At 73.5% G+C, this 23,310-nt stretch carries 15 protein-coding genes; 7 read left to right on the top strand and 8 right to left on the bottom strand.

Going from position 1 to position 23,310, the window contains the following annotated elements; all coding sequences use genetic code 11:
* Window positions 1–89: 89 nt before the first annotated feature.
* Entirely contained in the window at window positions 90–626 is a 537-nt protein-coding gene (locus tag K7472_RS00665; protein WP_222972927.1) for a hypothetical protein, read from the top strand.
* Here K7472_RS00665 and K7472_RS00660 read toward each other — a convergent pair.
* The 5 genes from K7472_RS00660 to K7472_RS00640 all read right to left on the bottom strand — a co-directional run bounded on the left by K7472_RS00660 (window position 606) and on the right by K7472_RS00640 (window position 11,945).
* Entirely contained in the window at window positions 606–7,790 is a 7,185-nt protein-coding gene (locus tag K7472_RS00660) for a non-ribosomal peptide synthetase (protein WP_222972926.1), read from the bottom strand. The genes K7472_RS00665 and K7472_RS00660 overlap by 21 nt on opposite strands.
* A 56-nt stretch (window positions 7,791–7,846) precedes the next feature.
* A complete protein-coding gene (locus tag K7472_RS32355) occupies window positions 7,847–8,134 on the bottom strand; it encodes an MbtH family protein (protein WP_222972925.1) in 288 nt (95 codons plus the stop codon).
* The gene (locus K7472_RS00650) at window positions 8,131–8,997 is read right to left on the bottom strand and encodes a YqcI/YcgG family protein (protein WP_222972924.1); all 867 of its coding nucleotides are present in this window, start codon (window positions 8,995–8,997) and stop codon (window positions 8,131–8,133) included. The genes K7472_RS32355 and K7472_RS00650 overlap by 4 nt, the downstream gene beginning before the upstream one ends.
* A gap of 196 nt (window positions 8,998–9,193) precedes the next feature.
* Window positions 9,194–10,603 carry a cupin domain-containing protein gene (locus tag K7472_RS00645; protein WP_222972922.1) on the bottom strand — a complete coding sequence of 470 codons (1,410 nt, stop codon included), beginning with the start codon at window positions 10,601–10,603 and terminating at the stop codon, window positions 9,194–9,196.
* Between the two features lie 304 nt (window positions 10,604–10,907).
* Complete coding sequence (locus K7472_RS00640; protein WP_222972920.1) at window positions 10,908–11,945, bottom strand: iron-siderophore ABC transporter substrate-binding protein; 1,038 nt, start codon at window positions 11,943–11,945, stop codon at window positions 10,908–10,910.
* A 94-nt stretch (window positions 11,946–12,039) separates the two neighbouring features.
* Here K7472_RS00640 and K7472_RS00635 point away from each other — a divergent pair, with 94 nt between their 5' ends.
* The 4 genes from K7472_RS00635 (at window position 12,040) to K7472_RS00620 (ending at window position 17,978) form a co-directional block, all read left to right on the top strand.
* Window positions 12,040–13,110, top strand: coding sequence for a FecCD family ABC transporter permease (locus K7472_RS00635; protein ID WP_372457873.1), 1,071 nt, complete (start codon window positions 12,040–12,042; stop codon window positions 13,108–13,110).
* Complete coding sequence (locus tag K7472_RS00630) at window positions 13,107–14,204, top strand: FecCD family ABC transporter permease (RefSeq protein ID WP_308013703.1); 1,098 nt, start codon at window positions 13,107–13,109, stop codon at window positions 14,202–14,204. The genes K7472_RS00635 and K7472_RS00630 overlap by 4 nt, the downstream gene beginning before the upstream one ends.
* A gap of 145 nt (window positions 14,205–14,349) precedes the next feature.
* A complete protein-coding gene (locus tag K7472_RS00625; RefSeq protein WP_222972918.1) occupies window positions 14,350–16,140 on the top strand; it encodes an ABC transporter transmembrane domain-containing protein in 1,791 nt (596 codons plus the stop codon).
* Window positions 16,137–17,978 carry an ABC transporter ATP-binding protein gene (locus K7472_RS00620; RefSeq protein WP_252394906.1) on the top strand — a complete coding sequence of 614 codons (1,842 nt, stop codon included), beginning with the start codon at window positions 16,137–16,139 and terminating at the stop codon, window positions 17,976–17,978. Before K7472_RS00625 ends, K7472_RS00620 begins: the two co-directional genes overlap by 4 nt.
* A 114-nt stretch (window positions 17,979–18,092) precedes the next feature.
* Here the strand turns inward: K7472_RS00620 and K7472_RS00615 are convergent, their stop codons facing one another.
* Window positions 18,093–18,914 (bottom strand): siderophore-interacting protein, encoded by an 822-nt coding sequence (locus tag K7472_RS00615; RefSeq protein ID WP_222972917.1) that lies wholly within the window; start codon window positions 18,912–18,914, stop codon window positions 18,093–18,095.
* Window positions 18,915–19,065: 151 nt separating this feature from the next.
* Between K7472_RS00615 and K7472_RS00610 the strand changes: the two genes are divergently transcribed.
* On the top strand, window positions 19,066–19,914 hold the full coding sequence (locus tag K7472_RS00610) for an ABC transporter ATP-binding protein (protein ID WP_222972916.1): 849 nt from the start codon (window positions 19,066–19,068) through the stop codon (window positions 19,912–19,914).
* A 13-nt stretch (window positions 19,915–19,927) separates the two neighbouring features.
* Here K7472_RS00610 and K7472_RS00605 read toward each other — a convergent pair whose 3' ends face one another.
* Window positions 19,928–21,097 (bottom strand): PP2C family protein-serine/threonine phosphatase, encoded by a 1,170-nt coding sequence (locus K7472_RS00605; protein WP_222972914.1) that lies wholly within the window; start codon window positions 21,095–21,097, stop codon window positions 19,928–19,930.
* A gap of 46 nt (window positions 21,098–21,143) precedes the next feature.
* Window positions 21,144–22,148, bottom strand: a complete 1,005-nt coding sequence (gene ligD, locus K7472_RS00600) for a non-homologous end-joining DNA ligase (RefSeq protein WP_222972913.1) — start codon at window positions 22,146–22,148, stop codon at window positions 21,144–21,146.
* 76 nt (window positions 22,149–22,224) lie between these two features.
* Between ligD and K7472_RS00595 the strand changes: the two genes are divergently transcribed.
* Window positions 22,225–23,289: an ATP-dependent DNA ligase gene (locus tag K7472_RS00595; protein ID WP_222972912.1), complete on the top strand. Its 1,065-nt coding sequence runs from the start codon at window positions 22,225–22,227 to the stop codon at window positions 23,287–23,289.
* Window positions 23,290–23,310: the final 21 nt, after the last annotated feature.

The raw sequence follows: 23,310 nt of genomic DNA, 5'->3' as shown, positions 1-23,310 counted from the left end.
GCTCGTTCGTGCTTGACGGACACGCCAAGGACCGCTATTTCCCCATAGAGGGAACCAATTCGGTCACCCTCTGAGCGAGGGAGGCACGCGTGATCCATTCCCAGCCCTTGCCAGGAGACATCGGACTGACCCGGATCCCCGGCGCCGCCGGGCTGTTCATCAAGATCGGCCAGTGGATCAACGGCAACGGATTCGCCGACTGGGAACACGCCTTCCTGGTCCTGCCCGAGGGGCGGCTGCTGGAGGCGGAACCGGGCGGGGCCCGGGTGCGCGCGCTGTCGGAGTACGACGGCGCGCGCGTGCTGTACGTCTGCCCGGACGACCTGACCGACCAGCAGCGCACGGCGATCGTCCAGGACTGCGGCCGGTACACCGGAGTGCCCTACAGCTTCCTCGACTACCTGGCGATCGCCGCCCACCGCTTCCGGCTCCGGCTGCCGGGCCTGCGCCGCTACGTGGCCAGCACCCGGCACATGATCTGCTCCCAACTGGTCGACCAGTGCTACCAGGACGCCGGTGTGCACCTCTTCGACGACAACCGGTGGCCCGGCTACGTGACGCCGATGGCGTTGTACGACCTGCTGGCGCAGGACGAGCACACCGAGTCAGTGGTCGAGGTCGCCTAGCCGGTCGTCCAAGTCGCCCAGTCTGCGGTCGAGGTGGCGGCCGATCTCGGCGAGCGGGCCGTTGCGGGTCATGTCCTTGTGCTCGCACGCCACATTGTGGTTCTCGATGGTGCCGTCCACGTAGGGCTTCCAGTCGCGGTACGACAGCATGGGATCGACCTGGTTGACGGTGGCGGTGAAGAACACCACGTCACCGTCGAACACCCGGTGGTCCAGGCCCTGTTGGAGCACCGTCGAGGAGACGAAGGTGTCCATCACGCCCTGGATCGCCGACGGTGACAGCTCCGAGAGCACGCCGCCGCGCTCGGCGATCACCGCCATCACCCGGTCCCGGGTGAGCGGGGTGCCGTCCAGTTGCGACAGGTCGTAGTGCGACATGTACAACAGCGAGCGCAGCGCCTGCTGTTCGTGGTCGTCGGCGAGCTTCTCCCACGGGTAGCGGGGATACGAGTCGAGCATGCCGAGCAGCCCGACCCGCTCCCCCGCCTCCCGCAGCTGCGTCGCCATGGTGTGTGCCACGACGCCGCCGAACGACCAGCCCACCAGGTGGTACGGGCCGTGCGGCCGCACGCGGCGGACGTGCTCCACGTACTCGGCCGCCATCTCCTCCAACGTGCCGGGAACAGGGAGTTCGCCGCCGAGAGCCCGGCTCTGGAGCCCGTACAGCGGCCGGTCGGCGTCGATGTGCTGGCGCAGTCCGGCGAACGGCCAGCTCAGCCCGGACGCCGGATGCACGCAGAACAACGGGGCCTTCGACCCTTCGGTGCGCAGCGGCAGCAGCACCCCGAGCGCCTCGCGGGCGCCGGGCGCCGAGGCGGAGGCGGGGGCGCGGCCGTCGTGGCTGTCGAGGTGGTCGGCGAGCGCGGCGACCGTGGGCCGGGTGAACAGGTCGAGCACCGGCACGTCCCAGCCCAGCCGACCGCGCAGCAGGGTCTGCACCCGGGCCAGCAGCAGTGAATGGCCGCCCAGGTCGAAGAAGTTGTCGTGGGCGCCGACGCCCTCGATGCCGAGGGCCTGCTCCCACGCGTCGGCGACCAGTCGCTGCGTGCCCTGCGCGGGCGCGACGTGGCCGGAGCGGTCGCGGGGCGCGGGCTGCTGCTCGTCCCTGGCGGCGAGCGCCTTGCGGTCCACCTTGCCCGAGGTCATCAGGGGGAAGGCCGGCACGATGTGGCAGCGCCGGGGCACCATGTACTCCGGCAGCCGCCCTCGCAGCCACTCCAGCAGCGCGTCGCCGTCCGCGGCGGGGTGCGCCGGGTCGGGGACGCACCAGGCGACGAGGTGTTCACCGCCGGGCACGCCGCGGCGCACCAGCACGACGGCCTGCCGGACGCCGGGGTGGCCGGACAGGACCGACTCGATCTCCTCCAGCTCGACGCGGATGCCGCGCACCTTGACCTGGTTGTCGACCCGGCCGAGGAACTCGATGTGGCCGTCCGCCCGGTACCGGGCCAGGTCGCCGCTGCGGTAGAGGCGGGCGCCCGGCTCGCCGGAGAACGGGTCAGGCACGAAGGCGGCGGCGGTGCGCACCGGGTCGCCGAGGTAGCCCCGGCCGAGCGGGATGCCGCCGAGGTACAGCTCGCCCGGGACGCCCACCGGCACCGGGTTCATCGCCGGGTCCAGCACGTGCACACGGGTGTTGGGGTTGGGGCGGCCGATGGTGATGCCGCCGTCCGCGTCGCCCCGGTAGACCTGGCAGGTCACGCCGATGGTGGCCTCGGCCGGTCCGTAGCCGTGGTACATCGTGGCGCCCGGCATCCGGGAGCGGAAGCGCCGGAACAGCTCGGGGGTGAGCACCTCGCCGCCGCACCACACGTGCTGGAGCGATCCGGCCGCCGCGGCGACGTCGTCGCGTTCCAGCATGATGTCGAGGATCGAGGAGACCAGGTAGACGAACGCGATCCGTTCGCGGGCGATGAGGTCCAGCAGGTGGGCGACGTCGCCCTCGCGTCCGGCGTCGGCGACCACCAGCGGCGCGCCGGCGGCGAGCGGCAGGAAGATCTCGTTGACGGAGATGTCGAAGGTCAGCGGTGCCTTGTGCAGCACGGGGTCGTCGGGGGTCAGGCCCAGCAGCCCGATCTGCCAGGGCAGCCGGTTGCTGATGGCCCGGTGCCGGATCATCGCGCCCTTGGGTGTGCCGGTCGAGCCCGAGGTGTAGATGACGTAGCTCAGGCCCTCCGGGTCGATGGGAACTCCGGGGTCGTGGTCCGGCTGATCGCCGAACCAGTCGGCGCACAGGTCGAGTTCGACGGTGGTGACGTCGTCGGGCAGGGCGTCGGCTCCGCCGGGCGTGGTCAGCACGACGGTGGGCGCGGCGCCCGCCACGATCCCGGCGATGCGCGGGGCCGGCCAGGTCGGCTCCAGTGGGACGAAGGCGCCCGCGGCCTTCTGGACGGCGAGCAGGCCCACGACCATCTCGGCGCCGCGCGGCAGGTGGACGCCCACGGTGCGCTCGGCACCGACGCCCAGGGCGATCAGCCGGTGCGCCAAGCGGTTGGCCAGGCCGTTGAGTTGACGGTACGTCAGTCGGTGCGGTCCGGCGATGAGCGCCTCGCGGTCGGGGTGCGCGCGGACCTGGTCCTCGAACATCTCGGGGAAGGAGCGCGGGTCCACGGGTGCGGCGGTGTCGTTCCACTCCTCGACGACGCGTCGCCGCTCCGGTTCCGACAGCAGTTCCAGGCGGCCGATGGGTTCGGCCGGGGCGGCGACCGCCTGGCGCAGCAGCCGCACCAGCCGGTCGGCTAGCGCCCGGGCGCTGTCCGCGTCGAACAGGTCGACGGCGTACTCCAGGAACCCTTCGATGCCGTCGCCGTCGGGCGTGTCGCCGAGCGAGAACGTCAGGTCGAACTTGGCGGAGCCGTTGTGCACCCGCACCGGGCTCGCGGCCAGACCCGGCAGCCGGGGCGCGGGACGCGCGGCGCCGTAGGAGAGCATGACCTGGAACAGCGGGTGGCGGGCGGGCGAGCGTACCGGCCGCAGGTGTTCCACCAGCCGCTCGAACGGCAGGTCGTGGTGGTCGAAGGCGGCGAGGTCGCTCTCGCGCACCCGCTCCAGCAGGGTGGCGAAGCCGGGGTCGCCGGAGGTGTCGGTGCGCAGCACGAGGGTGTTGGCGAAGAAGCCCACGAGGTCGTCGAGCGCCCGGTCGGCGCGTCCGGCCACCGGGGTGCCCAGCGGGATGTCGGTGCCGGCGCCCAGCCGGGTCAGCAGCGCGGCCAGTCCGGCCTGGAGGGTCATGAAGACGGTGGCGCCGTGGCGGCGGGCCAGTGCGCGCAGTTCGCGGTGGAGCGCGGCGTCGACGCGCACCGGCACGACCGCGCCGCGGTGGCTGGCGACGGCGGGCCTGCGCCGGTCGGTGGGCAGGTCGAGCTGCTCGGGCAGACCGGCGAGACGCTCGGCCCAGAAGTCGAGTTGACGCCGTGTCAGTTCAGCGTCCTCGGCCAGCAGTTCGCGTTGCCACAGCGCGTAGTCCGGGTACTGGACGGGCAGCGGCGGCCGGGTGGGCGCGGCGCCGTCGAGCCGGGCGGCGTAGGCGTCGGCGAGGTCGTCGGCCAGCGGTGCCAGCGACCAGTCGTCGCCCACGGCGTGGTGCAGCAACAACAGCAGGACGTGGTCGTGGGCTCCGGCGCGCAACAGGCGCGCGCGCAGCGGGAGATGGCCGGACAGGTCGAAGGCGTAGCGGGCGGCGGCGCTCAGCTCGGCGTCCAGCCGGTCGGCCGCCACGTCCACGACGTCCAGCTCGACGTCGGCCTCTTCGGCGGGCAGCACGTGCTGGTACGGCTCGTCGCCGTCCGGCGGGAAGACGGTGCGCAGGCTCTCGTGCCGGGCGAGCAGGTCGTCCAGCGCGCCGCGCAGCGCGTCCACGTCCAGCGGGCCGGTCAGCCGCAGCGCCAGCGGGATGTTGTAGGTGGGGCTGGGGCCCTCCATGCGGTGCAGGAACCACAGCCTGCGCTGGGCGTACGACAGCGGGATCCGCTCCGGTCGTACGGCGGTCGTCAGGCGGGGCCGCAGTCCGGCGGAGGTGTCGAGGCGGGCGGCGAGTCCGGCGGGGGTGGGTGCCTCGAACAGGTCGCGCACCCCGATCCTGGCGTCGAGGGCGTCGCGGACCCGGCCGACCAGGCGGGTGGCCAGCAGCGAGTGGCCGCCCAATTCGAAGAAGTCGTCGTGCGCGCCGACGCGTTCGGCGCCGAGCAGGTCGGCGAAGATCCCGCGGAGCACCTCCTCGCGTGCCCCGGTGGGCTGACGACCGTCCGCCGGGGCGGTCGTGCCGCGCGGGCCGGGGTCCGGCAGCGCGGCCCGGTCCAGCTTGCCGTTGACGGTCAACGGCAGGGCGGGCACCGGGACGACGGCCGCCGGGACCATGTGGGCGGGCAGCAACGCGGCGGCGTGGCGGCGCAGTTCGCGGGGGTCGGCGGTGGCATCGGCACGCGGCACGACGTAGGCGACCAGTGCGCGGCCGGTGCTCTCGTCGTCGCGGGCCACGACGGCGGCCCGGTCGAGTGCGGGATGCCTGAGCAGCGCGGCCTCGACCTCGCCGGGCTCGATGCGGAAGCCGCGGATCTTGACCTGGTCGTCGGCGCGCCCGAGGTGGTCCAGGCGTCCGTCCGCGTCCCGCCGCGCCAGGTCGCCGCTGCGGTACATCCGGGCGCCGGGCGGTCCGTACGGGTCGGGCAGGAAGCGTTCGGCGGTCAGGCCGGGCCGGTCGAGGTAGCCGCGCGCGAGGCCGGGCCCGGCGATGTACATCTCACCGGTGGCGCCGGGCGGCACCGGGCAGAGCGCGGCGTCCAGCACGCGCACCCGCAGGTCGGGGATGGGCACGCCGATCAGCCCGGTGGCGTCCGGCAGCGCGTCGGTCCCGCCGAGTGGGCGGTGGGTGACGTGCACGGTGGTCTCGGTGATGCCGTACATGTTGACGACGCGCGGGGCGTCCTCGGGGTGGCGCCGGTACCAGTCGGTGAGCACGGCGGGACGCAACGGTTCGCCACCAAGGACGATGTGACGCAGCGTCAGTCGTGCGCTCGTCTCCGGATCGTCGCGGTCGGCGAGCACGAGCTGTTCGAACGCGGACGGGGTCTGGTTGAGCACGGTGACCCGCTCGTCCGCCAACAGGCGCAGGAAGGCGGCCGGTTCGCGGCTGACCGTGTAACTCACGACGACGAGGCGGCCACCGCGCAGCAGCGCCCCGAACAGCTCCCACACGGAGAAGTCGAAGGCGTAGGAGTGGAAGAGCGTCCAGGTGTCGTGCGGGCCGAAGCCGAACCAGTGGTCGGTGGCGGTCAGCAGGCGCACGACGTTGCGGTGTGGGATCACCACGCCCTTGGGCTCGCCGGTGGAGCCGGAAGTGTGGATGACGTAGGCGGTGTCGCCGTCGCTCACGGGACCGGTCGCGGGGGCGGTGGCGGGCCGCGCGTCGAGCGCCGGGTCGCCGGGGTCGAGCCGGGGCACGAGGGCGTCGTGCTCGGTGGTGTCGCCGATCAGCAGCGCGGGGCGGGCGGAGCGCAGTACGGCGGCCGTGCGGGCGGCGGGCTGGTCGGGGTCGAGCGGCAGGTAGCCGGCGCCCGCCTTGAGCACCGCGAGCACCGCGACGACCAGGGGCACCGAGCGGGGCAGCGCGAGCGCCACGAGGTCGTCACGGCCGACGCCGCGGGCGAGGAGTTCGTGCGCGAGGCGGTTGGAGCGTTCGTTCAGCTCGCGATAGGTGACCCGCTCCTCCCCCGCGACGACCGCCTCGGCGTCGGGGTGGGCCTGCACCTGGTCCCCGAAGAGATCGCAGAGGGTCGGCCCGCCGGGGTGATCGCCTGTCACATCCGGTATTCGGGAGGCTAGTTCGGGCACGTGCGCGCGCTCGTCGTCCGCGATGACCGCGAGCAGCCCGATCGGGTCGTCGTACGACGCGGCGAAGGCGGTCAGGAAGGTCACCAGACGGCGGTGGTGGACGGCCGGGGCCTCCTCGTCGTGGAGGGCCGGGTTGGCGTCCACGTGGAGCGTCGTGCCGCCGTCGCGCGCGTCGTCACGGAAGCTGACGGTCAGGTCGTCCACCGGGCCGGCGGACAGCGGGCGGACCGTGCCGGGGATGCCGTCGAAGCGCAGGTCGGGGCTGGTGAGGCCGACGTTGACCAGTGGCCCGGTCAACCGCCGTCCGGTGGCGGGCAGTCGCAGGTCGCGGCGGATGTCCTCGCCGCGGTAGCGGGCGTGCCGCCGCAGCTCCCGCAGGCGCTCGGCCACGTGACGTACCAGCTGACCCGGTGTCATATCGGGCCGCACGTCGAGCACCAGGGGCAGGACGTTGACGGTGTTGGCGGGGACCCGGGCGGCCGCGGAGCCGAGGCGGCCCGCGTAGGGCAGCCCGAGCACGACGTCCGGGCGGCCGGTGGCGCGGTGGAGGTAGGCGGCGACGGCGGCGAGCTGGAACTCCGGCGCGGTGGTGCCGAGTCGGCGGACCGCCTCCGCCGTCGCGGCGCGCGCGGTGTCCGGCAGCGGGGCCGCCGACCGCAGGCAGTCCGCCGACGGTGGCGCGTTGCCGGGGGCGGTGGCCGGGGTGACCGGCTCGGGCAGCCCCGACAGCAGGGCGAGCCAGTGCTCGCGGTCGCGGGAGCGGCGGGCCGAGGCGCCGTACCCGGCTTCCTCCGCCCGCAGTTCGTCGAGGGAGCCGAAGCGCAGCGGTGCCGTCTCCCCGCGCGCGGCCGCGGTGTACAGCTCGGCGACGCGCTGCTCGACCAGCGTGAAGCCGTAGCCGTCCAGCGCGATGTGATGGGCCCGGAAGTACCACAGGTGCCGGTCGCCGCCGAGGCTGAACAGGGCGTGTCCGAACAGCGGCCCCGTGGACAGGTCGACCGGCTGCCGCAGGTCCTCGCGCATCCACGCCACCGCCGAGGCGTACGGGTCCAGGTGCGCCGAGGTGTCCACCCGGTGCAGCGGCCAGTCGTCGCCGTCGGCCACCGTCATGACGGGCTCCGGCGCGTCGTCCGGCTCCCCGCAGCGCAGCCGCAGCGCGGCGGTCTCGGCGACCGCCTGCCGCAGCGCCGTCTCGAAGCGGTCCGCGTCGAGCGGGCCGTCGAGTTCGACGTACTCGGCGCAGTTGTACGCCGGGCTGCCGGGGTCGCGCTGCTGTGCGTACCAGATGCCGGCCTGAGCCCCCGTCAGGGGCCGGGCGTCGGCGCGGTCGGTCATGCGGGCCACTCCCGATTCTGTGGTGGGGTGCGCGGGTGCGGAGTCGGACGGCGGGGTCACGCGGCCGGTCCCCCCGCGGCTTCGGTGGCGCGCACGACGCTGAGCGGACGCAGGTCGGTCCACACCCGTTCGATGTGCGCGAGGCACTCCTCACGGTCGCCGTGCACACCGGTGTCCCGCCATCCGGCGGGCAGCGGACGCCAGGCGGGCCACAGCGAGTACTGGCCCTCGTCGTTGACGACAGCGGCGTACGGCGCCGGGTCGGCGGGGACGGCTTCGGCGCCGGGGGCTCGCTGGGCGGCGGGCGTCGCGGGGGCGGCGGGGGCTTGCCGGGGGGTGGTCATCGCGCGTCCTCGGAAGTCGTCGTGCCGTCCTGGGCCGGGGCGGCGGAGTGGGGTGTGCCGGGGGCGTGCCCGGCGGGCGTGGTGTCCGGCGTCGCGCGGTCGCGGGAGGCGTGGAACGGGCAGGCCGGCACGCTGTCGCCGTTGCTGTCGGGCAGGAAGTACTGCCGCCATTCGAGATTGCCCTGCTCGCCGTAGTTGCCCAGTTCGGCGGCCGGTTCCATACGATCGAAACGACGGATGCGGTTGCGGATCACCTTGCGGGCCTTGGCGCCGCGCGGGGACTCCGGCTCCAGCCCCTCGAAGACCCAGCGCGGCTGGAAGGTGATCATGAATCCGGGGCTGTTGCGGCTGTGCCGGGTGGTGTGCGCCGGGGTGTTGCAGACCACGAAGATCTCGGTGCCGCCGAAGCTGAACTCCCACATGAGTTCGTTCGGGTCGGTGGGCACGTGGTCGGGCCACGGCTGCGGGTCCTTCTCGTGCAGGAAGCGCAGCACCGACCAGAAGCGGGCGAAGTACTGCTCCAGCGTGAGGAGTTGTTCCTCGGGACGGAAGAACACCACCAGCGAGGTGTCCCGGCCCAGCTCCTGGTAGCAGTCGAGGTAGCCGTCGAGGATGTCGACGAGCGGGCCCCAGGCGCCGTCGTCGTGCGGGCTCTCCACGAAGCCGAAGCGCAGCGCGTGCTTCTTCGCGGCGGCCACGGCGAAGGTGCACGGGAAGGGTCTGTCCCCGCTGAGCAGGGTGGTGATCAGGTCCCTGGCCACCGGCGGGCCCCAGGAGGGCAGCACGCCGATGGTGCAGGCGGTCAGGGCCTCGTCGGACAGCGGACTGCCGGCGGGCTCGGTGCGGTCTTGGGGGGTGGGCACTGCTGGAACTCCATCCCGGAGAAGGCCGGGGCGACGGGTGCGCCCTGCGGTCCTCGAGTACTCGACTGGTCTGTCGCACGCGCGTGGTGACGCGACGTCATGCGGCGGGCGGGTAGCGGCCCGCCGGTGGTGTCGCACGGCTGACCGGCCGGGCGCCGCTCGCGCGGGGGCGGCCCGGCCGGTGCCGGGGCGGTGCTCAGAACCGCTGGTACATCTCCTCGGGGATGATCGGCTGGTGGTAGGTGCACTCGCCGGACAGCACGGTGGAGCCGTGCAGCCGGGAGACCGGGATCAGCACCTTGTCGCCCTCGGCCAGGTCGATCTTGTGGGTCACGTTGTTCCAGAAGTGCATCTGGCCGCGCTCGACCATCACCAGCCGGTGCTCGTTGTGCACGTGCGTGGTGGAGGTCTCCTCGTTGCTCTCCACGAAGGTGTCCAGGTCGACGGTGATGTCGTTGTCCTGGATGTACTTGTTGATGCGCTCGGCCTTGTCCTGGTGCGCCGGGATGTCGTCGGCCCAGGCGAGCTGCTGCGCGAGGTCGTCGTCCCACAGCGACGCGAACCAGCGGGCGTCGGCGAAGCCGTTGTGGAAGCGCTCGACGACCTCGGCGCCGAAGGTGCGGTGCAGCGGCGCGAGCAGCCGGTCGACCAGCACGTCGAGGTGGTCCTCGGAGTCGATGCCGAAGTGGTCGAACAGGCCGCTGCGCAGGCCGAGTCCGTCCTCGAAGACCTCGGCGTAGCGCGCCGCGGTCGCGGCCTCGTCGATCTTGTGGTGCACCAGCGCGCCGAGGAACTCCGGGTACTTCTCGCGGTTGTGGGACAGCCAGTGCAGGTGGTTGCCGCGGGCCAGCGAGGTGCCGAGGTACAGCTGCCAGTAGGCGGCGGCGGTGGGCTTCAGGCTCGCGCCGTCCAGCAGCGAGCGGTAGCTGTCGTGCAGTCCGGCCCAGGTGCGGTACTCGTCCAGGAGGTAGGTGCGGCCTCCGGGGTGGGTGACGTCGTACTCGCCGAGTGCGGCGCGGCCCGCGGCGGCCTTCGCGGCCGGCAGGTAGGCGCTGAGCTGGAGCATGACGAAGGTGGCGGACGCCTTGCGGTCCTTGGTGGACAGCGCGGCGGCGAAGGCCCTGCCGGTCTCGGCCTGGCGCTGGCGGTGGTATTCGCGTACCTCGCGCTTGAGCGCCTCGGGGTCAGCGCTGCCGAGCGGCTTGCGCTCGCCGTCGAGCAGGGTGAACAGGTGCTGTTCCAGGATCGGCTGGGCCAGCGCGCTCAGTATTCGGTTGCGGTCGCTGTAGAACGCGGCGCCGTCGGTGGCCGCGGCGTCGCCGTCGGTCGGCGGCAGGTAGAGCAGGCCGCTGTCGTAGACGTTGCGCAGCATCCGGTGGCCGAGCAGGGCGCTGAGCTTGAGGGCCTTGGCGGACGGCATCGGCTTGCTGTAGTCGAGCCACGCGAGGTCGTCGGGACGCACCGGGCGGCGGAACGGGTTCTCCTCGGTGGTGAGTTCCTCCCATTCGGCGGCACGGAAGGCGGTGTTGGCGGCGAACGCCTTGACGATGCTGTTGGCGTCCTGGTGGTCCAGCCCGGCGAGTGTCTCCGCGTGGTCGAGCGGCATGGCGTTCCTCCGATTCGGATGCGGTCCGCGGGGCATGGATGGGGAGAGCGCCCTGCGGATCCGTGGCAAGCGACTTAGGTAAGCCTTGCCTTAGTTAGTGGTGTGAGTCAAGTGCGCTCACGTCGCCGCGGAAACCGGCCGCACGGTCTTCAACGGCCGTGCGCGTAGCGGCGATCGGGCATCACGCAGTGGTCATCGGGCATGCCGAAGGACCGCACGCCGGCACTGCGGCATGGCATGCGGTCCTTCGGGGTCCCGGGCGGGGTCCCTCGCGTCAGGGGACGGCGCGGCGCGGGCCGCGCGGCTACTTCTTCAGCGCCTGCGCCAGCGGCGGCAGGAGCTTGCCCATCTCCCACGGGATGCTCAGCACGCTCGGCGCGCTGGAGGCCTGGGCGAGCGTGCGGTCCACCGCCACGTAGGCCTTCTTCTGCACCGCCGGCAGCTTCTCGAAGACCGCGTTGGACTCCAGCTGCTTCTGGTCCTGCGGCGTGTTGTACCAGACGAGCAGCGCGTCGGAGGTCAGCTCGTCGAGGTGTTCCATGCTGAGGGAGTTGGCGAAGCTGTTCATCTTCGCGGCCTTGGCCACCACGGGGTCGATCTTGAGGCCGACCTCCTCCAGCACCTTCGTGCGGTCGTCGGTGTAGAGCACGACTCGGCCGTTGGCGGCCTGCGGGAAGGCGTAGACGAAGCTCTTGCCCTTCAGCGAGGGGTACGTGGTGGCGTCCTGCTTCAGGCCCTTCTCCACGGTGGCGACGTCCTGGTCGGCCTCCTTCTGGCGGCCGAGCACCTTGCCGATCAGGTCGGTCTGCTCCTGCCACGGGGTGCCGTACGGCTTGCGGCCGGGCAGGTAGGCCACGGTCGGGGCTATCTGCGAGAGCTTGGCGTAGTCGGAGGCGGTGATGCCGGACTGCACGGCGAGGATGAGGTCCGGGTGGAGGGCGGCGATCTTCTCGACCGGGTAGCCGTCGGTGGTGTCCAGCACCTCGGGCCGGGAGCTGCCGAGCGCGCTCTCGGCCCACGGCCCGACGCCGTTCTTGAAGCCGTCCTCGGTCTTGACGATCGCCACCGGCTTGACGCCGAGCGCGAGCGCGGCGTCCTGGTCGCTCCAGCCGAGGGCGACGACCCGCTTGGGCGCGGACTTGACGGTGGCCGAACCGAACGCGGTCTTCACCGTCACCGGGAACGCGCCCGGGTCGGCCTTCACCGACTGGCCGCCGCTGCCCGAAGCGTCCGACGACTTGTCGGATTTGCCCCCGCAGGCGGTGAGCGTCAGGGCGGCGGCCAGCAGGCAGGAGCCCATGGCCAGCGCGTGACGGCGGCGTGGTCGCGAGGGTGCGTTCATGACGGTGGTGATCCTTTCAAGGGGTGCTGGGGGCAGCACGAAGGGCGCCGCGCTCATTGCTGGCACGACGAAGGTTAGGCTAACCTCACTTCCCGTGTCCCAGTCCACCGCATCCGAGATTCGTCCCGTTCCGCCCACCGAAACACCTGCCGGTCCGGCCCGGCGCCGGTCCACCGCCGCCAAGGCGCTCGGCCTGGTCGCCTGCCTCGGAGCACTCGCCGTGGTGCTGCTGCTGAGCCTGGCGATCGGCGCCAAGTCGATCCCGCCGCACAGCGCCTTCGACGCGCTCTTCCACTTCAACGGCAGCGACGACGAACTGGTGGTGCGTCAGCAGCGACTTCCCAGAACGGGGTTGGGCCTCGAAGTCGGTGTGGCGCTGGGACTGGCCGGCGCGCTGATGCAGGCGCTGACCCGCAACCCGCTGGCCGACCCCGGCATCCTCGGGGTCAACTCCGGTGCTTCGGCGGCGGTCGCGGTGGCCATCGGATTCCTCGGCCTGAACGGCACGCTGTCCTACATCTGGTTCGCCTTCGCGGGGGCCGCGCTGGTCTCGGTGGTGGTCTACGTGCTCGGCTCGGCCGGGCGCACGGCCGCGACGCCGGTCCGGCTCGCGCTGGCCGGGACCGCGGTGACCGCCGCCCTGACCGCGTTCACCTCGGCCGTGCTGCTGCTGGAGCCGGACACCTTCGACCAGTTCCGCTACTGGAACGTGGGCTCGGTGGTGGGCCGCGACGCCTCGGTGATCTGGCAGGTCATGCCGTTCGTCGCGGTGGGCGCGGCGCTGGCGCTGGGGCTGAGCCGATCGCTCAACGCGCTGGCGCTGGGCGAGGATTCGGGCCGCGCGCTCGGCGCCCGCCCAGGACGCACCCGGGCGCTGGGCGCGCTGGCGGTCACGCTGCTGTGCGGGGCGGCGACCGCGGCGGTCGGGCCGATCGGCTTCATCGGCCTGGTCGTCCCGCACCTCGCGCGGTTCCTCACCGGCCCCGACCAGCGCTGGGTGCTGCCGTACTCGGCGGTGCTGGCGCCGGTGCTGCTGGTGGGCTCCGACGTGCTGGGGCGAGTGGTCGCACGACCGGGCGAGGTGGAGGTGGGCATCGTCACGGCCTTCCTCGGCGCCCCCGTCTTCATCGCACTGGCCCGTAGCGGAAGGATCTCCCAGCTGTGAACTCCGCTTCCACCGTGCGGGATTCCGCCCCGGCGCACGCCACGGACGCGCCGGTCACGCGCAGGCCGTTCCGGGTGCTGCGGATCGGCGACGCGGTCTCGGTCCGGATCAGGGTGCGCAGCGCCGTCGTGTGCGCCGCGCTGCTGACGGCCGTGGTCGCGGTCGGCCTGTACACCCTGGCCACCGGCGACTACTCGATCCCCGTCCCCGACGTGGTGCGCGCCCTGCTGGGCGGCGGTGACCAGGCCACCCACTTCGTGGTGGACTCGCTGCGGGCGCCGCGTCTGGTGACCGGCGTCCTGGTGGGCGCCGCGCTGGGCGCCTCGGGCGCCGTCTTCCAGAGCATCACCCGTAATCCGCTGGGCAGTCCCGACGTCATCGGCTTCGGCACCGGCTCGGCGTGCGGCGCGGTGGCCGTCATCGTGCTGGCGCACGGCGACGCGCCCGAGGTCTCCGCCGGCGCGCTGGCGGGCGGTCTCGTCACCGCCGCGGCGGTGTACCTGCTGGCGCTGCGGCGCGGCGCGATGCAGGGCTTCCGGCTGATCCTGGTCGGCATCGGCGTCACCGGCATGCTCACCGCGTTCGACCAGTGGATGCTGACCCGCGCCTCGATCAACGACGCGGTGACCGCGCAGATCTGGCTCACCGGCAGCCTCAACGGGCGCGGCTGGGCGCAGGCGGTGCCGCTCGCGATCGCGGTGGCCGTGCTGTTGCCGTGCACCGCGCTGCTCAGCCGGCAGGCGGACCTGCTGGAGATGGGCGACGACGCCGCGCGGGCGCTGGGGCTGCGGGTGGAGCGCGGGCGGCTGGCGCTGGTCGTGCTGGCGGTGGCGCTGGTCGCGGTGGCGACCGCGGCGGCCGGTCCGGTGACGTTCGTGGCGCTGGCCGCGCCGCAGATCGCCCGGCGGATGACGAAGTCCCCCGGGGTGGGCGTCGGACCGGCCGCGGCGATGGGCGCGCTGGTGGTCCCGGTGAGCGACCTGGCGGCGCAGCGGTTGTTCCCCTCGGAGCTTCCGGTGGGGGTGGCGACCGGCGCGGTGGGCGGTGTGTACCTGGCGTTCCTGCTGGCCCGGCAGTGGCGCGACGGAAGGTGAGAACGACTTCGCGCGCGCACGGGTGCGCGAGATCCGCTGTCGCGGCGCGACGCCCGTGGGCGCACCTCGAAGCGTCAATTCCCGTACAGGACAGAGCTGTAGGGCCGACAGGACCGAATGTGATGACGAAGCGGCAGGGAGTGGGATGACAGCCGGCACGGCCGAGGCGGAACAGGAACCGGTGGGTATACCGGAGCGGCTGCGGGACCCCGGGAGCGAGCCGGGCGGGGGCGTCGGTCCCGGCCCCGAGCCCACCGAGAGGGGTGTCCTGCGCTGGGCCTACGCCCGGCAGCGGCGCTGGATCGTGGGCGCCGCGGTCTTCACCGCGATCCACCAGATGTGCGAGGCCGCCGTACCGGTGATGATCGGCGCCGTCGTCGACCACGCGGTGCGGCGCGGCGGGCCCGCCGACCTCGCGCTGTGGATCGGGCTGCTGGCGGCGCTCTTCCTGGTGCTGACGGTGGCGATGCGGCTGGGCGGGCGGTGCAACCGGCACGGCAGCCAGGGCGCGGCGCACGACCTGCGGATGGTCGCCGTCGCCCGGGTCCTCGACCCACGTGGCTTCGCGGATCCCACCGCCGACTCCGGTGCCCTGCTGAGCACGGCGACCGCCGACACCCTGCGCATCGGTCTCGGCAACCGGTCGTGGGTGCTGGGCGCCGGTGCGGTCGCCGCGCTCGCGTTCGGTGCGGTCGCGCTGCTGCTGACGTCCGTGCCGCTGGGCCTGCTGGTGCTGGTCGGGTTGGTGCCGCTGCTGTGGGCCACGAAGCTGCTGGCCAAGCCGCTGAGCGCGCGCGGCGCCGCCGAACAGGCGCAGGTCGCGCGGGCCACCGGCACGGCCGCCGACCTGATGCGCGGGCTGCGCGTGCTCAAGGGCCTGGGCGCGGAACCGGCCGGCCTGCGCCGCTACCGCAGGGCCAGCCGCGCCGCGCTCGCCGCGACCGTGCGCGCCGCCCGCTGGGACGCCGGGTACGAAGGCGTGACGCTTCTGCTCAACGGGCTCTTCCTGGCCGTCGTCACACTGGTCGGCGCGCGCTTCGCGGTCGAGGGGACCATTTCGGTGGGCGAGTTCGTGGCATCGGTCGGCCTGGCGCAGTTCCTGGTCGGGCCGAGCAGCCGCTTCGGCGGTGCGATGAGCCTGCGGGCGCGGGCGCGGGGTTCGGCCAAGCGGCTGGCGGCACTGCTCGCCGCGCCGTACGCGGTGACCGGCGGCGAACGCGCCCTCACTCCCCCGGTCGCCGGTGAACTGACCCTGGACGGGCTGTCCCACGGCCCGTTGAAGGACGTGTGCCTGCGCGTCCCCGCGGGCACCACGCTGGGCATCGCCGCCACCGAACCGGCCGAGGCCACCGCGCTGTTGGACGTCCTGGCGCTGCGCATCCCGCCGGAGTCGGGTCGCGTCGAGCTGGACGGCGTGCCGCTGGCGGAGTTGCGACTGGACGACGCGCGCACCGCGCTGGTGGTCGCCGACCACGACGGCGACCTGTTCGACGCCACGGTCGAGGAGAACGTGGCGAGCGTCGCCGGTGCCGCGCCGCCCGGCCGGGTGGCCGCCGCGCTGGCCGCCGCCGACGCCGACCAGGTGATCGAGGCGCTGCCGCACGGCACGGATTCGACGATCGGCGAACGCGGCCGTTCCCTGTCCGGCGGCCAGCGTCAACGGGTCGCGCTGGCACGGGCGTTGGCGGCCGATCCGCCGGTGCTCGTCCTGCACGAGCCGACCACCGCGGTGGACGCGGCGACCGAGGCCAAGGTCGCCGACGGCCTGCGCACGATGCGCGAGGGCCGCACCACCGTGCTGGTCACCACCAGCCCGATCCTGCTCCGGACCTGCGACCGCGTCGTGCTCCTGCACGACGGCGAGGTACGGGCCGAGGGCACCCACAGCGAACTGACCCGTGACGACTCCTCGTACCGTACGGCGGTGATGGCATGACCGCGCTCATGACGGAGCGGCCCGACGAGGCCGCGGGCGACCGGATGTCGCTGCCGACGGCCACCCCTGCCGAGGTGCGGGCCGAGCTGTGGGACCGGGTGCGCCGTCGGCCGGGGCTTCCGCTCGCCGCGCTGGCCCTGGTGGTCACGGGGGTCGTCGCCGGTCTGGCGATCCCCCGCGCGCTGGGGCGGGTGGTCGATCTGGTGGCGTCGGGCGGCCACCAGGTCTCCGCGGTGACCACACCGGTGGTCGTGGTCGCCGTGGCCTGCCTCGCGCAGGCCGTCCTCAGCGGCTTCGGCGACGCCCTGGTCGCGCGCGGCGGCGAGGAGATGCTCGCCGACTTGCGGGAGACCGCGTTGTCGCGGGCGATGGCCACCCCGCTGGACCGCCTGGAACGCTCCGGCACCGGCGACCTGGTCTCCCGGGTCAGCGCCGACGTCTCCGTGCTGGCGGACGCGGTGCGCGAGATGGTGCCCCAACTGGCTGACGCGGTCCTGCAGATCGCGCTGACGTTCGTCGCGCTGCTGCTGCTCGACTGGCGGTTCGCCGTGGCGTCGCTGCTGGTGGTGCCGCTCCAGTGGTACGCGGTCCGGTGGCTGCTGCGTCACTCGCGGCCGGTGCGGCGGGCCGAGCGGGTGGCGCAGGGCACGCAGGCCCAGACCATCCTGGAGTCCGTGGACGGCGTCCACACCGTGCGCGCCTTCCGGCTGACCCCGCGACGGCTGGCGCTCACCGGGGACCGTTCCCGCGAGGTGCGCGACCTGGCGTTGCTCTCCACCCGCATCGGCACCCGTTTCTTCGGCAAGCTCAACGGCGCGGAGTGGACCGGCCTGAGCGCGCTGCTCGTGGTCGGCTACCTGCTCACCCGGCACGGTGGCGTGGGCATCGGCACGGCGAGCGCCGCCGCCCTGTACTTCGCGCGGCTCTTCGATCCCATCAACGGGCTGCTGTCCTCCTTCGACGACGTGCAGTCGGCGGGCGCCGCGGCGGCGCGGGTGGTGGGACTGGCCCGGATGCCGGGAGCGGGCGACGTGCACGACGGTGACGCGGACGACGGTGCCGCGGGCGAGGCCCGGCCCGAGGCGCTGCCCATGACGCCGTCCGAACCGGCGGTGTCACTGCGCGGCGTGACGCACGCCTACGTGACGGGCCATCAGGTTCTGGGTCCGGTCGATCTCGACATCGTCGCCGGGGAGCGGGTCGCCGTGGTCGGCACCTCCGGCGCGGGCAAGAGCACTCTGGCCAAGGTGGTCGCGGGCGTCCACCGGCCCACCGGCGGGACGGTACGGCTGGGCGGCGTGCCGCAGGACGAACTGCCCGCACGGCGGCTGCGGCGGACGGTGGCGCTGGTCAACCAGGAGACCCACGTCTTCGCCGGGTCGCTCGGGGACGACTTGCGGCTGGCGAGGCCGGACGCCACCGATGCCGAACTGCTGGACGCGCTGGCGACGGTGGACGCGCGGGCCTGGGCCGAGGAACTGCCCGAGGGACTCGGCACCCGGGTCGGCCAGGGGGGCTTGCGGCTGTCCCCGGTGCGGGCGCAGCAACTCGCTCTCGCACGGCTGGTGTTGGCCGATCCGCCGGTCGCGGTGCTGGACGAGGCGACCGCGGAGGCGGGCAGTGCGGGCTCCCGGGCCCTGGAGGCCGCGGCGGAAGGCGCGTTGCGGGGCCGCACCGCCCTGGTCGTCGCCCACCGGCTGACACAGGCGGTACGGGCCGACCGGGTGCTGGTGATGGAACGCGGCCGGATCGTGGAGCAGGGCAGCCACGAGGAACTGGTCGCCGCGGGCGGACGCTACGCGGCGCTGTGGGAGGCGTGGTCCGGGGCGCGCGGCTGAGACGCGGAGACCGGCGGCCGTTCCCCGCGTTCGGGGCGGCCGCCGGTCTCGGAATTCCAGGTCAACTCACGTTTCCTGGAGGCGATATGACGGAGAGGACGATATGACGGGACGTCAGTCGTCGTCCTCGGTGAGTCCCGCCCGCCAGTACCCCTTGAAGCACACCGCCCGCTTGTCCAGCCCGCGTTCACCCACCAGGTGGCGGCGCAGGTCGCGGATGACGGAGGCCTCTCCGGCGAGCCACGCGTACGGCTCGGCGTCCGGCGACAACTCGGCACCGCGGACCGCCTCCAGCAGGCCCGGGGAGCCGTGGTCGCGGTGCAGCCAGCGCACGTCGGCGGCGCGGGCCAGCGGCTGTTCCTCCTGCGGGCCCGCGACCTCGACGTAGACCCGTACGGGCAGCGACGCGGGCAGGGTCTCCAGGATCGCGGCGATGGCGGGCAGCGCGGTCTCGTCACCCGCGAGCAGCACCTGACCCGTTCTGGCGGGCGGCTGGAAGTCGACGCCGCCCGCGTCCGGTCGTGCGGGTCCGCAGATCAGGACGCGGTCGCCGGGGGCGCAGTTCGCGGCCCAGCTCGACGCGGGACCCAGGGTGCCGTGCAGCGCGAAGTCGATGTCCACCTCGGCCTGTTCGGCGCGCTGCGCGCGAATGGTGTACGTCCGCATGACCGGCCGGGTCTCCTGCGGCATCCGCTTCCACGCCTCGTACCACCCGAGGGTGTCGGCGTCCGGTGGCGTCAGCGGCTCCTGCTGCCCGGGCCTGGGCAGCAGCACCTTCCCGCGCTGGTCGCGTCCGCCGTTGTGGAAGCCGTCGAGGGACGGGCCGGCGAAGGTGACGCGGACCATGTGCGGCGTGAGCCGACGGGTCCGCTCCACCCGGACCGGGAAGAGGCGGAAGGCCGCTCGGAGCGGGGTGGCGGTGGCCGTGACGGCCATGGGCGTACCTCCAGGTCCGTGGGGTCGGGGCGGCGCGATTCACAGGAACGCGACCCGCCCTTACTAGTTAGGTTAGCCTACACTTCCTTACTGGCCCCCTTCTGGGCGGCCGACCGCAGCAGACGCACGGACGGACAAGGAACCCCTTCCCATGGACACTGCCACCGGAGTTCCGCCGACGACGACCGCGCGGGAGCCCGTCGCGGGCGAATCCCGGTTGTCCGCGCGGGAGGTGACCCTGCGCTACGGCGACCGCGTCATCTCCGAGGAGCTGTCGGTGTCCATACCCGACCGGTCCTTCACCGTCATCGTGGGTCCCAACGCCTGTGGGAAGTCGACCCTGTTGCGGGCCTTCGCGCGGCTGCTGAAGCCGGCGAAGGGGGCCGTGCACCTGGACGGCGAGGTCATCACCTCGCTGCCGGCCCGGCAGGTCGCCCGTCGCCTCGGCCTGCTGCCGCAGAGCTCCACCGCGCCGGACGGCATCACGGTCGCCGACCTGGTCGCCCGTGGCCGCCACCCGCACCAGCGGCTGCTGCGCCAGTGGTCGGAGCGGGACGAGCGGGTGGTGGCCGAGTCGATGGCGGCCACCAACGTGGCCGATCTCGCGGGCCGTTACGTGGACGAACTGTCCGGCGGCCAGCGCCAGCGGGTGTGGCTGGCCACCGCGCTCGCGCAGGAGACCCCGCTGCTGCTGCTGGACGAGCCGACGACGTTCCTCGACATCGCGCACCAGGTGGAGGTGCTCGACCTGTGCGCACGGCTCCACCGCGAGCAGGAACGCACCCTGGTCGCGGTGCTGCACGACCTCAACCAGGCGGCCCGGTACGCCACCCACCTCATCGCGATGCGCGCGGGCGAGGTGGTGGCCGAGGGCGCGCCCGGCGACGTGGTGACCGCGGAGCTGGTGGAGCGTGTCTTCGACCTGCCGTGCCGGGTCATCGAGGACCCGGAGACCGGCACGCCGCTGGTGATCCCGGCCGCCCCGGCCGGCTCCCGCTGACGTCCGGCGGGCCTCAGTCCTGGTCGTGGGTGCGGTGGCCCGGGACGTGGCGGGGCAGGATGGACGGCGCGTGGCGAGCCGTCTCCCGGCACACGGCGAGCACCGCCGCGTCGTCGCCGAGTCCGCCACCGGCGTACTGGGTCACGTCCCGCAGGAGCCGCTCGAGCAGCGCGTCGGGATCGGACTCGGGCATGAGCGCCAGCCGTGGCGCCAGCGGGTAGAAGCGCCCCTGCTCGTCGCGCGCCTCGGAGACCCCGTCGGTGTACAGCAGCAGCATCCCGTCGTCGTCCAGGCGCAGCGGGCTGACCGGGTAGCGGCCGCCGACCATGCCGAGCAGGGCCAGCGGCGGGCAGTAGGCGGGCGGGCGCACCTCGGTCACCCGTCCCTCGCGCCGGATCAGCGGCGGCGGATGGCCGCAGTTGACGATCTCGGCGGGCCGCCGCTCGTCGGGGAAGGTGAGCAGCACGGCGGTGACGAACTCGGCGGTCGCCTGGTCACGGGTCTGCGGCCGCCGCGCCAGGGCGGCGTCGAGCCGTCCGGCGACATCGGCGAGGTCGGGTTCGCTGAGCGCCGCGTCACGGAAGACGCCCAGCACGTCGGCCGCGGTGTTGACCGCCGCCAGGCCGTTGCCGCGTACGTCGCCGAGGAAGACCCGCACGCCGAACGGCGTCTGCACCACCTCGTACAGGTCTCCGCCGATCTTGGCCTCGGCGGCCGCCGCCATGTACCGCACCGCCACCCGCAGTCCGCCGACGTGTGGCGGCACCGGGCGCAGCAGCGCCTGCTGTGCGGCCTCGGCGACCGTCCGCACGGTGGCCAGCTCCCGTTCGCGGGCGGTCACCAGCACGACGGTGGCGGTGCTGGTGAAGGTCACCGCGAGCACGGTGACGGCGGCGGTCACGTGGACCACCGTCGGCACGTCGTTGTTGAGCAGTGCCAGTATCCCCACCACCACGACCGCGACCACCCCGCTCAGCAGCGGCACCCACGCCTTGCGGGTGGAGGTCGCGGCCAGCACCGGCACCGCGGCCAGCAGGGGCGAGAAGGTCGAGTGCGGGCCGGTGACCAGGTCGGCGACGACCACCACCGCGATCAGCACGTAGGCGCAGGTCACCAGCCACCGCGAGCGGCGGGTGAGCAGCAGCGGCGGCAGCCTGCGCCGCACGGCGGCCTGTTCGGCCATGCGCGCCCTCCAGGCGTCGAGCGTCCCGGCCGGTCCGCGGCGGCGGTCAGTGTTTGGCACGGCTGGGCTGCACGCGCTTCGGCTCGCCCGCCGCCTTCGGGTGGTCGGGCGGATAGGGCAGGTCGCCCAGCCCGTGTTCGCGTTCGTCACGTGCGGCCAGTTCCAGTGCCGCCTCCAGGCCGAAGGCGTGCTCGTCCATGTCGGCGTGGACGTCGCCGAGGCGCGCGTAGCGCTCCGGCATCGTGCGCAGGTCGAAGTCGCGGGGTTGCGCGTCCGGCACCTCCTCCCAGCGCAGCGGCGCGGAGACCGGGGCGTGCGGGCGGGGGCGGACGGAGTAGGCGGAGGCGATGGTGCGGTCCCGGGCGGTCTGGTTGTAGTCGACGAAGATCTTGGGGCCGCGGGTCTCCTTCCACCACGAGGTGGTCACCTGCTGCGGCATCCGGCGTTCCAGCTCGCGCGCGACCGCGATGGCCGCGCGCCGCACCTGGGTGAAGGTCCACTCGGGCCGGATCGGCACGAAGACGTGCAGGCCCCGGCCGCCGGAGGTCTTCGGCCAGCCGCGCAGGCCCAACTCGTCCAGCAGGACGCGCAGTTCACCGGCGGCGCGCACGGCGTCGCCGTAGTCGGTGCCGGGCTGCGGGTCGAGGTCGATGCGCAGTTCGTCGGGGTGGTCGACGTCCCGGCGGCGCACCGGCCAGGGGTGGAAGGTCAGGCAGCCGAGGTTGGCCGCCCACACCACGGCGGCCGCCTCGGTGGGGCAGATCTCGTCGGCGAAGCGCCCGGAGGGGAAGGAGATGCGTCCGGTGGGAATCCACTCCGGCAGTCCCTTGGGAGCCCGCTTCTGGAAGAACGACTCGCCGCCGACCCCGTCGGGGTAGCGCTCCAGCGTCGTCGGCCGGTCGCGCAGCGCGCGCAGCACACCGTCGCCGACGGCGATGTAGTACTGGGCGACGTCGAGCTTGGTGAAGCCCGGCTCGGGGAAGTACACCTTGCCCGGGTTGGACAGGCGCACGGTGCGCTCCCCGACCGTCAGCTCGATCGCCTCAGCCATGACCCCACGGTAGGACGGCCCCGTGCGCGGCGCCTCCCGGCGGGCGGGCGCCGACGGCGGGCCGCACAATCGGGGCATGGACCTTCCGGTCATGCCGCCGGTGCTGCCCATGCTGGCGAAGGCGGCGGCGCGCATCCCACCGGGCATGCAGTACGAGGCCAAGTGGGACGGCTTCCGTGCCATCGTCTTCCGGGACGGCGACGAGGTGGAGATCGGCAGCCGCAACGGCCGACCGCTGACCCGCTACTTCCCCGAGCTGGCCGAGGCGCTGCTACGGGCGCTGCCGCCGCGCTGCGTGGTGGACGGCGAGATCGTGATCGCGCTGGGCGGGCGGCTGGAGTTCGAGGCGCTGCTGGAACGCATCCACCCGGCCGACTCCCGGGTGCGGATGCTGGCGGAGAGGACACCCGCGTCCTTCGTTGCCTTCGACCTGCTCGCGCTCGGTGACTCCTCGCTGCTGGAGACCCCGCTGCGTGAGCGCAGGGCGGCGCTGGTCGAGGCGCTGGCCGGGGCGCGCGATCCGGTCTTCGTGGCGCCCGCGACGACCGACGTGGCCGTCGCCGAGGAGTGGTTCCGGCGGTACGAGGGTGCCGGGCTCGACGGCGTGGTGGCCAAGCCGCTGGACGGCGCGTACCGGCCGGACGAGCGGGTCATGGTCAAGGTCAAGCACGAGCGCACCGCGGACTGCGTCGTCGCGGGCTACCGGCTGCACAAGAGCGGCCCGGTGGTCGGATCGTTGCTGCTGGGACTGTACGACGAGAGCGGACGGCTCCAGCACGTGGGCGTCAGCGCGTCCTTCCCGATGCGGCGGCGCGAGGAGCTGGTGACCGAGCTGGAGCCCCTGCGGATGGAGTCGGTGGCGGGACACCCGTGGGAGGCGTGGGCGGACGAGGAGGCGCACGCGGGCGGGCGGATGCCGGGCGCGCCGAGCCGCTGGACCGGGCGCAAGGACCTGTCGTGGATCCCGCTGCGCCCGGAGCGGGTGTGCGAGGTGGCGTACGACCACATGCAGGGCACCCGCTTCCGGCACACGGCACGCTTCCGCCGCTGGCGGCCGGACCGCGAGCCGTCCGGCTGCACATATGCCCAGCTGGAGGAGCCGGTGGGCTACGACCTGGCGGACGTGCTGACGAGTCCGTGACGGGCGGCCGTGGCCCGCGTC

Origin of the sequence: Streptantibioticus parmotrematis (assembly GCF_019890615.1) — a bacterium.
GTDB lineage: Bacteria > Actinomycetota > Actinomycetes > Streptomycetales > Streptomycetaceae > Streptantibioticus_D > Streptantibioticus_D parmotrematis.
Note: the sequence above shows the minus strand (reverse complement) of the source record. Positions and strands in the feature narration are given on the sequence as shown.